Here is a 12,293-nt window from a genome sequence, read left to right as displayed (position 1 = left end):
CCTTAGGGTTCTCGCCCCTACCCCGCCTGCACGATGATCTGGCTCTGCAGGTCGCGGATCATTGCCTCCAGCGCCGGCTTCATGGCCGCGAAATCCTCAGGCGTGCACACCACGTCCGGCCGGCTGAACCTGAAACGCCGCTCCACCACCACCGCATTGCCATCCTGGGTGTAGCGTGCGCTGTAGTCGACATTGCCGTCATGCAGCTTCACAGGTTTCGGGATTGCCAGCACATTGACCTGGGCCGGAAACTCGAAGCGCGAGGTTTCCACCGTGTCGTTGCCAATGCACACGAAGCTTTGGCTGCGTTCCTTCTCCAGGGTGAAGCTGTACACGTTCTGCGAGATACCGCCCGCCAGGCTGGTAAGGGTTGCCACACCCACCGGCCCTGGCAGGTTGACCAGGTTTTCCGTGTGCCCGTCCACATTGCTGACAAAGTCGCCGTTGGCGGTGGGTGGCTCGATCTTGAACGAACCACTGCCACGCTGCCCGTAGGCGGCCAGCACCCTTTCGACCAGCATTTGGCGGTCTGCCGGTTGCATCAGTTTCAAGCCAAAGCGGCTCATCTCGCTGGCCCAGCCCTTCACCGTCGAAACGTTGGTGAAGTCGGCGCCGCCATCGGCCTTGACCTTGAACAGCAAGTCACTGGAAACCTGGTTCAGCTGCATGGCCGGGGTCTGGCCAAACTCGCCGGTCGCAGTCAGCAGCACCCGCTTGTTCAGCACGGTCAATGGCAGGTAGCCGGCAGCAATCGACGGGTCGGTAGAGTCCAGGTACAAGTCCAGGCTCGGCACATAGGTGATCACATGGTTCAGCACACCCAAGGTCGGCACTTTGGGGAACACATAGGCAGTGCCCTGGTTCACCAGGGCCGGGGTGCTCTTGATGCCTGCCGCGCTCAGCAGCGCTTCCAGCAGCGCAACATGGTCCTTGCAGTCCCCGTAGCGGTTGTCCAGCACGGTTTGCGCGGCATGCGGCACTACACCGCCAGCGCCGACATACACCGCCACATAGCGGATGTTCTCGCGTACCCAATCACTGAGGGTCAGGGCTTTTTCCCGCGCGGTGGGCAAACCGGCCGTCAGGCGCTTCGCCAGTTCGCTAATCTGCGGGGTGACCTCGACCGAGGCCCTGGCTTGGTAGGCCTGGGCGAAATCCTTGAAGCCGGAGAAGGTCGAAACCGCCAGGTAGTGGCCGTAATCCAGGTACGACACTGCACCTGTCTCGATCCGCGCCCGCGCCGCCGGTAGGTAGTCCCAGCGATACACCGTGCGCCCTTCCCCGCTGGCGGGTGACGATGCCTTGAAGCCACGGGCATCAGCCTGAAACGGCATGCCCTGGGGCAGGTCGTAGGTCAGCGAAAACTGCCCGACCGGGTAGAACTGCGGCACGGTGATGTCTTCGAATTGCCCGGGGAAAAGCGCTGTAGCGCGGTTACGTTGATAACGCAGCACCAGCCGGTCCCCCACCGCAACCTCGGGGAAGATGACCACCTTGTTGACCGAGTCCTGGAACATCGGCGCCTGCGCAGAAGCCTGCTCCTGCTGCTCCTTGATATGCGCGGCATCCACCGGCACTTTGCGGCCGTCGGGCTTTTGCGTGTAGGCCTCCAGCACCTCCAGCGTCTCCAGCGAACGGTTGTAGCTTACCGGGTGCTGGGCGTTGGTCTTGATGGCGCGTTCTTCGTTGATCAGCATGACGCTGTCGACATCCAGACGGAAGCTGCCGTCCTTCTGCACCACGAACGTCTGCGCGACCTTTTCCAGGGTGACGGAACGGTCGGTACCGTCGGTAAAAGCCTGGGCAAGACCCGCCCAGAACAATGTGACAGGCAGCAGAACAGCTGCCAGGTATGGCGTTTCAAACATGGAGATCCTTCTCGATCAGCGGCTTACAATCGCCAATGATACGCATCGGCGCCACATGATGGCAAAGTGACAATATTGTTTAGCGTTGCGCCGCCAGTTCGGCCAGCACTTCAGTCGAGGTCGTGACCTGGCGGAAGTGATGCTGCCACAGCTCGATCCCCAGCTTGGCCGAGCGGTCCAGCGAAGAGCCTACCGTCATGTCCGTCACCAGGGTGGGATTCAGCCCGGCATCGAACAGGGCAAACCCGGCGGCCAGCACACAGGTTTCGGTCTGCAGCCCACACACCAGCACCCGCTCCACACCCAGCTGCCTGATGTACTCGAGGGCTTCGGCGCTCTGCCCGTAGCCATGCTTGATGAACACCTGGTCGGCTTCGATCAGGCTTTCGTCCTCGGCCGCCGGGTGCCAGCCGAGCTGCCGTTCGAACGGTGTAACCTGTTCGTCGTGCAGCTCGACCGAGGCAATGGTGGGAATGTTCGCAGACAACCGCCGCAAACCGTCGACCAGCCACTCGGGCGGGCTGAAGGTGGACTGGACATCGACGATGAGCAAAACCTGGCGCATAGCGTTCTCCGGCCATTGGCAAAATGGCGCGGAGTATAACGCGTGGCGTGGCGGCTTGATCACCAGTCGTAGGTCATCTCTACCGACGCTACCCGCTCCTGCCCGTAATAGCAGCCAAACGCGTAGTTGCAGTCCGATACGTACTCACGGTCGAAGACGTTCTGCACATTCACGCTGGCCTGCAGGCCGCGCAGGCTTGGGTCGAGCTTGGCCAGGTCGTAGCTGACGGTAGCGTCGTACACGGCATAGGCCGGTACATCGAAGGTGTTGGCCGAGTTACCCGGTTTGCGGCCGGTGTAACGGGCACCGGCGCCAAAGGTCAGGCCATTGAGGGTGGCCTGGGTGAAGTGGTAATCCACCCACAGCGTGGCCGACACCGGGGCCTGCGACTCGTTGCGGTTGCCCTGGTCGCCATAGGTGCTCTTGGTATAGAACGAGTCGATGTAGGTGGCAGCGGCCAGTACGTCGACATTCTCGATGCTGGATTTGAGCTCCAGCTCCACCCCACGCGAGCGCACCTCGCCATTTTGCGACTGGTACTGCGGGTACTCGGTATCACCAGTCAGCACGTTCTTCTGCTTCACCTGGAACACCGAGGCGGTGAACAAGGTGCCTTCGGCTGGCTGGTACTTCAGCCCCACTTCGTATTGCTCTCCTTCGGTTGGCTCGAACGCCTTGCCGCCACGCTCGGGCGCTGCCGTGCTCAAGGTTGGCAAGAACGACTGGGAATAGCTGACATACGGCGCCAGGCCAAACTCGGTGACATAGGTAAGGCCGATGCGCCCGGTGAACTTGTTGTCGCGCTGGGAAGCAATGCTGTGCGCCAGCAGGTCCTTGTTGTCGATTTCAGCCCAGTCCTGGCGCCCGCCTACGGTCAGGATCCAGTTGTCCAGCTTGATCTGGTCCTGCAAGTAGACCCCGGTCTGGCGCACGGTGTTGTCCCAACGGGTATCCAGCACCGGGGTCACGCTGCCGGTGGGGTAGTTGTTCTTGCCGTAGAGGTCGACCGGCAACACGTTGTAGGCGTTGTAGCCATCGTACTTGCGCGAGAAGTGCCGGTAGTCCGCACCCGCCAGCAAGGTGTGCCGCAGCGCGCCAGTGTTGAAGGTGTACTCCAGGTTGTTATCGACGGTGTAGGCGATGTTGTGCTGGCGCCAGTCAAGCTTGACCCGGTTGGCGCGGGTGTAGTCGACCACATCGCCATCCGTCACGAAGCTGCGCAGGTAGAAGCCCTTGTATTGGTCGCGCACATCGGTGTATCGCGCCGTAGAGCGCCAGGCCAGGTCATCGTTGAAACGGTGGCTGAAGTCGTAACCCAGAACGTACTGGTCGCGCTTGTAATCGTTGTAGCGGGAATCCCCCGAGAAGAAGTCGCGGTCGATTTTCTGGCCGGTCGGGCCACGCTTGAGCGAGCCCACCATCGGCAACGATTGATAATCGGCAAGGCCGTCATCGCGCTGCACTTGCGCCAGCAACGTCAGCGAGGTGTCTTCGTTCGGCGCCCAGGTCAGGCTTGGCGCCAGCAACAAGCGCTCGCTGTGGGTGTGCGCGACCATTTCATTGCCTTTGTCGGCTACGCCGACCAGGCGATAGGTAAAGACCTTTTGCTCATCCAGCGGGCCGCTGGTATCGAAGGCACCGTTGACCCGGTTGTAGCTGCCGGCGCCAAGCTTGACCTGGCTTCGCTGCTCGCGGGTCGGGCGCTTGGAGACCATGTTGATCAGCCCGCCCGGCTGGTTTTGCCCGTACAACACTGAGGATGGGCCTTTGAGCACTTCGATACGCTCCAGCGTGTAGGGGTCGATCTGCGGCGCGCCCCCCAGGCTACCGGCGTATGGAATGTACGCACCGTCCAGGTACAGCGGGGTCGGGGCAAAACCGCGGCTGGTGATTTCGTCGGCAATGCTGTTGCGATCGGTAAAGCCGCCAGTGGCCAGGCCCGGGGTGTAGCGCAGCGCCTGGGTCAGGTTGCGCGCCCCCTGGGCTTGCACCTGGTCGGCGGTGACCACGTTGATGGCCTGGGGGATCTCCAGGATGGGCGTGTCGGTCTTGGTCCCGGTGGCACTGCGGCTGGCAACGTAGCCATTCACCGGCCCATAGGCGGACTCCACGGCCGCGCCGGTCACGCTGGTGGTATCAAGCTGCAGGGTCGAGTCGTCACCGACCATTGGCAGCAGCGAGTAGCTGCCGTTGGCCTGCTTCAACAGCTGCAAACGGTTACCTGCCAGCAACTGGCGCAGGCCGGCATCGGGGCTGTAGCGGCCATGCAGGCCAGGCGACTTCAGCGCCTGCACCGATGACGGCTCGAACGACACCGTTACCCCCGCTGCCGAAGCAAATTGGGTAAGCGCCGTGACCAGCGGGCCGGCGGCGATATCGAAAGCAGCTTCAGCCTGGCTTTGCGCAACCGCAGGGCTGGCGACCATCACCGTTGCCAATGGCGTGGCCAGCGCCACGCTGAACAATGCGCGATTCACTGCACGCGCCAGTTTGGTCTTGGTCGAGTTGATCAATAGGGTACGGTTGCAATCGTTGACAGCGAGCATGCGGTTTCCTTTCGCCCTGCGGCAGTTTTTTCATTGCGCTTGGTGCGCGTCTACCTACAAGTCGAACGAGAACGACAATCGATAACCCTTCGCGAAAAAAAATTCGTCCGCCTTCGCGATAATGCCATTCAGCGATGCATTTTGGGGCCGCTTTACGGCCCATCGCCGGCAAGCCGGGCTCCCACAGGGACGGTGCAGCCCTCAAGCCTGCACTGTACCTGTGGGAGCCCGGCTTGCCGGCGATGGGCTGCGCAGCAGCCCCAAAATACCCAACTGACCGGCATTGGCTTCAGGCAGCCTCGACGCGCGTCCAGTAGCGGCTGAAGCGACGAATGCGCACAGGTAGCGTGGTGGTCAGGTTTTCCAGGACGATATCGATGTCGCCCAGGTGAAACGCACCTGACAGCCGCAACCCGCTCACGGCCTCATCACAGCCCAGGTACCCAGGCCGGTAGCGCTGCAGTTCGCTCACGACATCGGCCAGGCGCCAGTCATCCACGATCAGCATCTCGCGGGCCCATGCGTCTGCCATCGCCGCCACAGGCGTCACATTGCCCGTTTTCCCGGCGCTGAATTCCAGCTGTTGACCGGCGTCTACCCGCACAGCCGCCATGGCATGTGCACTGCGCACTTCCACGGCATGTTGCAACACGCACACCCGCGCAAAGTCGTTATCGCAGCGCACGATGAAACGCGTACCCAGCGCGCGGACGCTACCCAGTGCGGTATGCACGATGAACGGGCGGGACAACCCATCCGATGCGGTCTGCACCAGAATTTCCCCTTTCAGCAACTCAAGTGCACGCCACGCGCCGTCGTAGCGAATATCAACCGCGGTGTCGGTGTTCAGTTGTAATTGGCTGCCATCGTCCAGCCGCAACGAACGCTGCTCGCCAACGCCTGTGCGCACATCGGCCATCAACCGTGCAGCGCCGCCATCGCGCAACACCACACCCCCTGTCGCGCCCGCTACCAGCAGCACCGACAGCACCTTGAGCACTTCACGTCGCTTGGCCCTGGCGCTGCTTAACGTCGGCCGTGCAATACCGGGCACGACCTGCGCCAGCTTGCCCTGCAAGCGTGCCAGGCGTTCCCAGGCTTGCACGTGCCGCGGGTCACTCAGCAACCAGCGCTGATGCGCCGCGCGCGTGTTGTCATCCGCCTCGCAGCGCAGCTCGACATACCAGCGTGCGGCAGCCTCCAGGGTGTTGCGGTCCAGCGGTTCAGCCCCCGCCATCGCTTACGCCTCGGCCAGCATCAGGCAATGGGTCAGTGCCCGCACTGCATGCTTTTTCACGGTAGTGAGCGAAACATCCAGCCGCCGCGCGATTTCCACATAGCTCAGGCCATCGAGCTGGGCCATCAGGAAGATCTCGCGGGTACGCGTGCCCAGGCCATCGAGTAGCCGATCGATTTCCAGCAGGGTCTCGATGATCAGCAGGCGCGCCTCGGGCGAAACCGCTACAGGCTCGGGCCGTGCCGCGAGGGTTTCCAGGTAGGCCTGCTCCAGCGCACGGCGCCGGAACATGTCGATCATCAGGCTGCGGGCCACACTGCTCAGATAAGCCCGTGGCTGTTGCAGCTCCGCTGCCTTGCGCAGGGTCAGCACCCGTATGAACGTGTCCTGGGCCAGGTCGGCCGCATGCTCCATGCACCCGAGCTTGCTGCGCAGCCAGCCGCACAGCCAGGAATGGTGGTCCTCGTAGAGCGTGTGCACGGCTTTTTGCAGGGAAGGGTCAGCACAGGACATGGTAGAACCGATGAGAGCGTCTTTAGTAATGACTCTCATTTAACCTGAGTGTGGGCGGTTTTCGCAATTGCTTTGCGCAGATGGCTGGAGCCTAGGCCACGATACTTCTACTCAACCCCAAGCCCCACGCAGCGGCCATCTTCTCCCCAACACGCTCAAACGCCGGATGGCTGTTGCGATAATCCGAAAGCTCCGCCATCGCACGGTTCATGCCGACTTCCACCCTGTTGAGCAACTCCTCGCAGCGCGCTTGCGTCAGGTTGCACGCAGTGCGCCCGAACTGCACCAGCATCTTGCGCTTGGGCCACGCTTTCGAGCCGCCCAGCAACAGCCCCATGATGTCGTGGCTGTTGTACACCGTCGTGGTCACCAGGTCATACGCGGGTGCCAGCCAGATGTCGGCGTCCTCGGCACAGTTTTCGTAGAGCAGGCCAAAGTTCTTCAAGTGAGCATCGCCGTTCTGGATACCGGCGCACAACGCAACCATGGTGAAGAAGTCCTCAAGCGCACGCGCTACCCGACCAGGTGTGACATACAGCTTGATCAACTGCGCGCAGCCTTGGTAGCTGCCATCGTACTTCTTACGCGTGCCCCACCCCGAGAGCACGCACATGTCCTCAAAACCAAGGTAGGCGTTGGCGCCGACATCGAAGCGTCGAACAACCAGAAACCTGCCCTGCTGACTAAGCTGGAACTCAGGCACTTCAAGGCCGCAATGCAATGCCGCCCGCATGCAGAAATACTCGTTGGCGGCCAGCTGAGGGAAATCTGATTCGTTGAATGCCTTTACCAGGTGAGTGGCACCGCGGTGGGTGACCCGGTCAACATCGGGGGCGCTAGCATCGGTATCCCGCACCAGCACCTTGGGCTGGACACCTGATACGCCTGAGTAGGCCGCGTAGGTACTCAAAAGCTCGGCAAACAGGTCGCTTGCACCGTCGTGAACCAGCAAGCTGGACAGCTTCATGCCTGGAACGGGGTCGTCACCGAGATGCTGGGCGATGCTGATCCGCCCCAGTTGGTGGGGGCCGACAATGCCCAGCAAGGCGAACTCGTCGAAACCGCGCACCGACTTGCTGAACCGCCGCATCAGCTCTTCCTTGAGGTGCCCTTCGGGAAGGTTCATCTCGAACAACGGGTGTACTCCGTACTCCCACTTGTAACTCTCCAGGCGCGTTGGCATGGTCAGGGAGACGGCTTGCGCTTCGCCGGCCGATGGGTTGTAAGTGAAGACCGTATCACGCGGATTTTCGTCACTGCGCCCCAGGGTGCCGACAGTGGCGTCGCCCGCGCCGACGTACAAGCGATCACTCGAACTGATCATGGATACCCCCGGCCTTCAGCTCATCGAGGGTTCTACGCCGGCGCTTGGGCGTGGCCGTCAGTTCGTATCCCAAACCCTCCAGGATCGCTGCAACCTTACGAATGCCGACTTCGGCGATCGAATTGTTCTCGATCCCCGAAATGGTCGCACGACTCATGCCGTGACGCTGCGCAAGCTGGGCTTGGGAAAGCCCGGCATCCTTACGCAACTTCTTGATCAGTTTGCCCAATTCATCCATACATTTTTGCACCGTATACAATGCATATTGCAAAAAAACACATGAATGCATCGTATTTGATTCAATAAATCCTGTACAGGCGTTTTATTACGGCCCTGTAAAGCCAAGGTTATCGGGCGCAATACCGTACAACCGCAGTGCCTGCCCCACCACCCTGCTGAAAATTGGCGCCGATACCAACCCGCCGTAGTAGCCCTGCTTCGACGGGTTGTCGAGCATGACCACCACCGCGAACCTGGGCCTGCTAGCGGGTGCAAAACCGGCGAATATCGCCCTGTAGGCCTTGCCCTGATAGCCATGGCCTGCAACTGCGGTTTTTCTCGCCGTACCGCTTTTGCCACCCACATGGTAGCCGGCCACTTTGGCCCGGTAGATCCCTCTCGGCGCCTCGACCACCTGCACCAGCATGTGCTTGAGCGCATCCGCCACTGGCGGTGCAATGGCCTGGGTCGTCGCCGGTGCCTGCGTCACCTTGAGCAGCGACACCGGTACACGCCTGCCGCCATTGACCAGGGTGGCGTAGGCACTGGCCAGTTGCACGGCCGTGACCGACACCCCATAACCGTAGGACAGCGTTGCCGTCTCGGTGGCCCGCCATTGCCGCCTGAGCGGCAGCAGCCCCGAACGTTCCCCCGGAAAGCCCGAGCCACTTGCCTGCCCCAGCCCTACACGTTGCAAGGTGTCTTGAATGGTCTGGCCACCGATATCGAACGCTACCTGGCTGATCGCAACGTTGCTGGAGCGCACCAGGATACCGGTCATGTCCAGCCGCTCGCCTGCCGTGCGCGACGCATCGTGAATGGTGAAACGGCCAATCTTCAGGCTGCCGGTTTGCACCAGCACGCTATCGGAAGCCTGCCAGCGGCCGCTTTGCAGGGCTGCGGCTACCGAGAAAGGCTTGAGTGTCGACGCGGGCTCGAACACGTCCACCAGCGCGCGGTTACGCATCGCTGCCGGGCTGACATGCGCGCGGTTGTTCGGGTTGTAGGTCGGGTAGTTGGCCACGGCCAGCAGCTCGCCCGACTGCACATCCAGCACCACCACGCTGCCCGCCTCGGCACCGTTGTCCACGATGCCCTTTTTCAGTTCGCGACTGGCCAGGTACTGCAAGCGCAGGTCCAGGGACAACGCCAGGGCCTGGCCCGGCTTGGCCGGCAGGCTCACGCCCAGGTCCTCGATCACATGACCACGCCGGTCCTTCAGCACCTGCTGCTTGCCGCGCTCACCGCGCAACACGGCATCGTACGCCAGCTCAATGCCTTCGCTGCCGTTGCCGTCGATATCGGTAAAGCCGACCAGTTGCGCGGCAACTGCCCCGGCCGGATAAAACCGCCGCGGCTCCTCCAGGCTGTAAACACCCTTGACGTGCAAACGCTGCACCGCCTGCAGCAAGAGCTCTGCCTGCTCGGGGGCAAGGCGCCTGCGCAGGTAGATGAAGGCCTTGCCGGTGCTGCGCTGCAACAACGCGTTCAGCCGCTCGCGTGGCATGCCCAATGCGTCGGCGAGCGCCGGCCAGCTTGGCTTTTCCAGGGCCAGCTCCCGGCCATTGGCCCACAGCGTCACCACCGGCGTGCTGACCGCCAGCGGCTGGCCGTTGCGGTCGGTTATAAGCCCGCGCGGGGCTGCAATGTCCAGATAACGCAGGCTGCGTGCATCCCCCTGCTGACGCAGGAAGCGGTTATCCAGCACCTGCAGGCTGACGATGCGCCAGCACAGGACCGAGGACAACAGCAAGACCAGGAAAATGACCAACCTGAAGCGCCACGGGTAACCCGGCGATGTTGTTGTAGCGAATGGCATGGCTTGGGTTCACAACCGTTCAGTGCTGCATCCAGTGCGGCGGCGCAATGCCCAGCACCTTCAGTGTGGGCAGGTTGACGCTGCCAGTGAGGGGCAGTTCATGCGCCATTTGCAACAGGTAGAGTGCTTCCTGTGTGCGGGCGCCTATCAGCCCATCGATTTCACCCTGGTACAAGCGCAGCTCCGACAATGCCAGCTGTAGCTGCGTCACCAGTTGCGTGCCCGGTGCTGCTGCCTGGCTGTCTTCAGGCAACCCGTGCGGCACGTGCGGGGCAGCACTCGAAAGATTGGCGCAGAGCACCACCACCACGAGGCAAAAGCCTTGCATCAGCACCACACCTTTACTGAAGCGGGTCATAACCAAACGCATCGCTTTGGCTGTTCCATTCCACCACCACCCGCCGGTTGTATTGCATGGCCTCTGCACCACTGCCCTCGTGCGCGGGGTAGCGCTCGCCGTAGGCACGCGTATTCAGCTGATCGTACAAAGCGCCGTATTTCACCAGGTAATAGGCGATCATGTCGGCGCGTGCCTGGGCCAGCACCACGTTCTGCTCAGGCGACCCGTCGTCATCCGTATGGCCTTCGATGAACACCTCGGCCTGTGGGTGGGCAAGCAGAAAGCCCGCTACCTGCCCCAGCCTGGCGATGTCCTGGTCGGTAACGGCTGCGCTGTCCGTGGCGAAGTACACGACCAGGCCACCGGCCGTTTCGCGCTCATCCGACTGCAGGCGCAGCGCGCGTTCATTGAAGGCATCAGCCTCGTCAGCCGTTACCAGCAGACGGTGCTCACTGGCAGCGTGGTCGGTACTGCAGGCTGCCGTGGCGAGCATGCACATGGCAGGCAGCAGGTAACGCAGGCAACTGCTCATAAGCCCCCCTCGCCGTTGCACAACAGGCACACACCCAGCCACTGATAAAGCTTCAGCAGCAGAAAGTCCCAGGCACGGCTGAACCAGCCGCCCTCGTGGACCGCCTCCATCACGACCAGAGGCTTTTCCGCTATGTGCCGGGAACCGATCTGGAAATTGACCACACCCACCACCTGCCCCGCCTGCAACGGCGCATGGAGTTCGGGGCTGTCGAGGATGGCACTGACGCTCACGTCAGCGGCCTGCCCGTAAGGCACGCTGATGGCCGGGTGCGCGCCTGCATTGAGCTTCACGTTATGCGTGTCACCAAACCAGACACGCTTGCTCACAAACACTTCGTCGGCCTTGATCGGGGTGACCGTCTCGAATGCTCGAAACCCCCACTTGAGCAGCTTTTCACTCTCCTGAAACCTCAGCCGGTCCGACTCGGCGCCCAGCACCACGGCAATCAGCCGGCGCCCGTCGAGCACTGCCGAGGTCACCAGGCTGTAGCCACCCGCAGCGGAATTGCCAGTCTTCAGACCGTCGACAGCCAGGCTGGTACTCCACAACAGCCGGTTGCGGTTGTGCTGAACCACCTGGTTGAAAGAAAACGCCTTTTCCTTGTACAGGGCATATTCAGCCGGCAATTGTTCGATCAGTGCCCGGCTCAATAACGCCATGTCCCGCGCGCTGCTGTATTGCCCTTCGGCGGCCAGGCCATGCACGGTCTTGAATTGGGTATTGAGCATGCCCAGTTGGCGGGCCTGTTCATTCATGGCATCGACAAAGGCCTGTTCACTGCCGGCCAGGTAATCAGCCACCGCGATACAGGCATCGTTGCCCGATTGAATGACAATGCCCTTGTTCAAATCATCAATCGTCACCCGGTCACCGGGTTTCAGAAACATCAACGACGAGCCTTGCAACTGCGCGTTGCCAGCCGCCGAAGCGTCGGTGTCGATTGTCACGCGGTCATTCCCGTCGACAGTGCCGCCCTGCAGGGCCTGGCCCAGCACGTAGCTGGTCATGATCTTCACCAGGCTGGCCGGGTCTACCCGGGCGTCGGCATTTCCCTGCGCCAGCACTTCGCCGCTTTCAGGGTCCATCAATAGCCACGATTGCGCGGCAACACCCGGTGCTGGCAGATAATCTTCAGCCTGCGCCAGCCCTATATTCAGCACCAGCAACTGTGCAACTAACGCCCGTAACAACCAGCCGACAACTCGAATACCTTTCATACACTCCAGAACCTGAAACACATCACAACTCATACATTCAGAACCCCACCTGAAGTGCGCCCCTGAATTATTTGTCGGTGCATTCTGCGAGTGCGTATACTATAAATCAA

General features: G+C 61.7%; 11 protein-coding genes. All 11 read right to left on the bottom strand.

Going from position 1 to position 12,293, the window contains the following annotated elements; genetic code table 11:
- Positions 1 to 17: 17 nt before the first annotated feature.
- Positions 18 to 1,868 carry a DUF3857 domain-containing transglutaminase family protein gene (locus ABOC32_RS14180; protein WP_426811469.1) on the bottom strand — a complete coding sequence of 617 codons (1,851 nt, stop codon included), beginning with the start codon at positions 1,866 to 1,868 and terminating at the stop codon, positions 18 to 20.
- Positions 1,869 to 1,947: 79 nt separating this feature from the next.
- Positions 1,948 to 2,433, bottom strand: coding sequence for an isochorismatase family cysteine hydrolase (locus tag ABOC32_RS14175; protein ID WP_426811468.1), 486 nt, complete (start codon positions 2,431 to 2,433; stop codon positions 1,948 to 1,950).
- Positions 2,434 to 2,492: 59 nt separating this feature from the next.
- Entirely contained in the window at positions 2,493 to 4,979 is a 2,487-nt protein-coding gene (locus ABOC32_RS14170; protein ID WP_426811467.1) for a TonB-dependent siderophore receptor, read from the bottom strand.
- 289 nt (positions 4,980 to 5,268) lie between these two features.
- On the bottom strand, positions 5,269 to 6,216 hold the full coding sequence (locus tag ABOC32_RS14165) for a FecR domain-containing protein (RefSeq protein ID WP_426811466.1): 948 nt from the start codon (positions 6,214 to 6,216) through the stop codon (positions 5,269 to 5,271).
- Between the two features lie 3 nt (positions 6,217 to 6,219).
- On the bottom strand, positions 6,220 to 6,729 hold the full coding sequence (locus ABOC32_RS14160) for a sigma-70 family RNA polymerase sigma factor (RefSeq protein ID WP_043196733.1): 510 nt from the start codon (positions 6,727 to 6,729) through the stop codon (positions 6,220 to 6,222).
- Positions 6,730 to 6,820: 91 nt separating this feature from the next.
- Positions 6,821 to 8,053: a type II toxin-antitoxin system HipA family toxin gene (locus tag ABOC32_RS14155; protein WP_426811465.1), complete on the bottom strand. Its 1,233-nt coding sequence runs from the start codon at positions 8,051 to 8,053 to the stop codon at positions 6,821 to 6,823.
- Complete coding sequence (locus tag ABOC32_RS14150; RefSeq protein WP_264359715.1) at positions 8,037 to 8,291, bottom strand: helix-turn-helix domain-containing protein; 255 nt, start codon at positions 8,289 to 8,291, stop codon at positions 8,037 to 8,039. The genes ABOC32_RS14155 and ABOC32_RS14150 overlap by 17 nt, the downstream gene beginning before the upstream one ends.
- An 87-nt stretch (positions 8,292 to 8,378) precedes the next feature.
- The gene (locus ABOC32_RS14145; protein WP_426811464.1) at positions 8,379 to 10,091 is read right to left on the bottom strand and encodes a peptidoglycan D,D-transpeptidase FtsI family protein; all 1,713 of its coding nucleotides are present in this window, start codon (positions 10,089 to 10,091) and stop codon (positions 8,379 to 8,381) included.
- A 19-nt stretch (positions 10,092 to 10,110) separates the two neighbouring features.
- Positions 10,111 to 10,449 (bottom strand): peptidoglycan-binding domain-containing protein, encoded by a 339-nt coding sequence (locus ABOC32_RS14140; protein WP_426811463.1) that lies wholly within the window; start codon positions 10,447 to 10,449, stop codon positions 10,111 to 10,113.
- A complete protein-coding gene (locus tag ABOC32_RS14135; RefSeq protein ID WP_426811462.1) occupies positions 10,433 to 10,963 on the bottom strand; it encodes an OmpA family protein in 531 nt (176 codons plus the stop codon). Before ABOC32_RS14135 ends, ABOC32_RS14140 begins: the two co-directional genes overlap by 17 nt.
- Positions 10,960 to 12,183: a serine hydrolase gene (locus tag ABOC32_RS14130; protein ID WP_426811461.1), complete on the bottom strand. Its 1,224-nt coding sequence runs from the start codon at positions 12,181 to 12,183 to the stop codon at positions 10,960 to 10,962. Before ABOC32_RS14130 ends, ABOC32_RS14135 begins: the two co-directional genes overlap by 4 nt.
- Positions 12,184 to 12,293: the final 110 nt, after the last annotated feature.

Source organism: Pseudomonas sp. WOUb67 (genome assembly GCF_050058005.1).
GTDB lineage: Bacteria > Pseudomonadota > Gammaproteobacteria > Pseudomonadales > Pseudomonadaceae > Aquipseudomonas > Aquipseudomonas putida_R.
The sequence above is the reverse complement of the archived record's forward strand: the minus strand, read 5'-3'. Positions and strand labels throughout refer to the sequence as shown.

Coding starts and splice junctions, on each gene's coding strand:
- ABOC32_RS14180 (WP_426811469.1), bottom strand. CDS start 1,868: ATGTTTGAAACGCCATACCTGGCAGCTGTTCTGCTGCCTGTCACATTG.
- ABOC32_RS14175 (WP_426811468.1), bottom strand. CDS start 2,433: ATGCGCCAGGTTTTGCTCATCGTCGATGTCCAGTCCACCTTCAGCCCG.
- ABOC32_RS14170 (WP_426811467.1), bottom strand. CDS start 4,979: ATGCTCGCTGTCAACGATTGCAACCGTACCCTATTGATCAACTCGACC.
- ABOC32_RS14165 (WP_426811466.1), bottom strand. CDS start 6,216: ATGGCGGGGGCTGAACCGCTGGACCGCAACACCCTGGAGGCTGCCGCA.
- ABOC32_RS14160 (WP_043196733.1), bottom strand. CDS start 6,729: ATGTCCTGTGCTGACCCTTCCCTGCAAAAAGCCGTGCACACGCTCTAC.
- ABOC32_RS14155 (WP_426811465.1), bottom strand. CDS start 8,053: ATGATCAGTTCGAGTGATCGCTTGTACGTCGGCGCGGGCGACGCCACT.
- ABOC32_RS14150 (WP_264359715.1), bottom strand. CDS start 8,291: ATGGATGAATTGGGCAAACTGATCAAGAAGTTGCGTAAGGATGCCGGG.
- ABOC32_RS14145 (WP_426811464.1), bottom strand. CDS start 10,091: ATGCCATTCGCTACAACAACATCGCCGGGTTACCCGTGGCGCTTCAGG.
- ABOC32_RS14140 (WP_426811463.1), bottom strand. CDS start 10,449: ATGACCCGCTTCAGTAAAGGTGTGGTGCTGATGCAAGGCTTTTGCCTC.
- ABOC32_RS14135 (WP_426811462.1), bottom strand. CDS start 10,963: ATGAGCAGTTGCCTGCGTTACCTGCTGCCTGCCATGTGCATGCTCGCC.
- ABOC32_RS14130 (WP_426811461.1), bottom strand. CDS start 12,183: ATGAAAGGTATTCGAGTTGTCGGCTGGTTGTTACGGGCGTTAGTTGCA.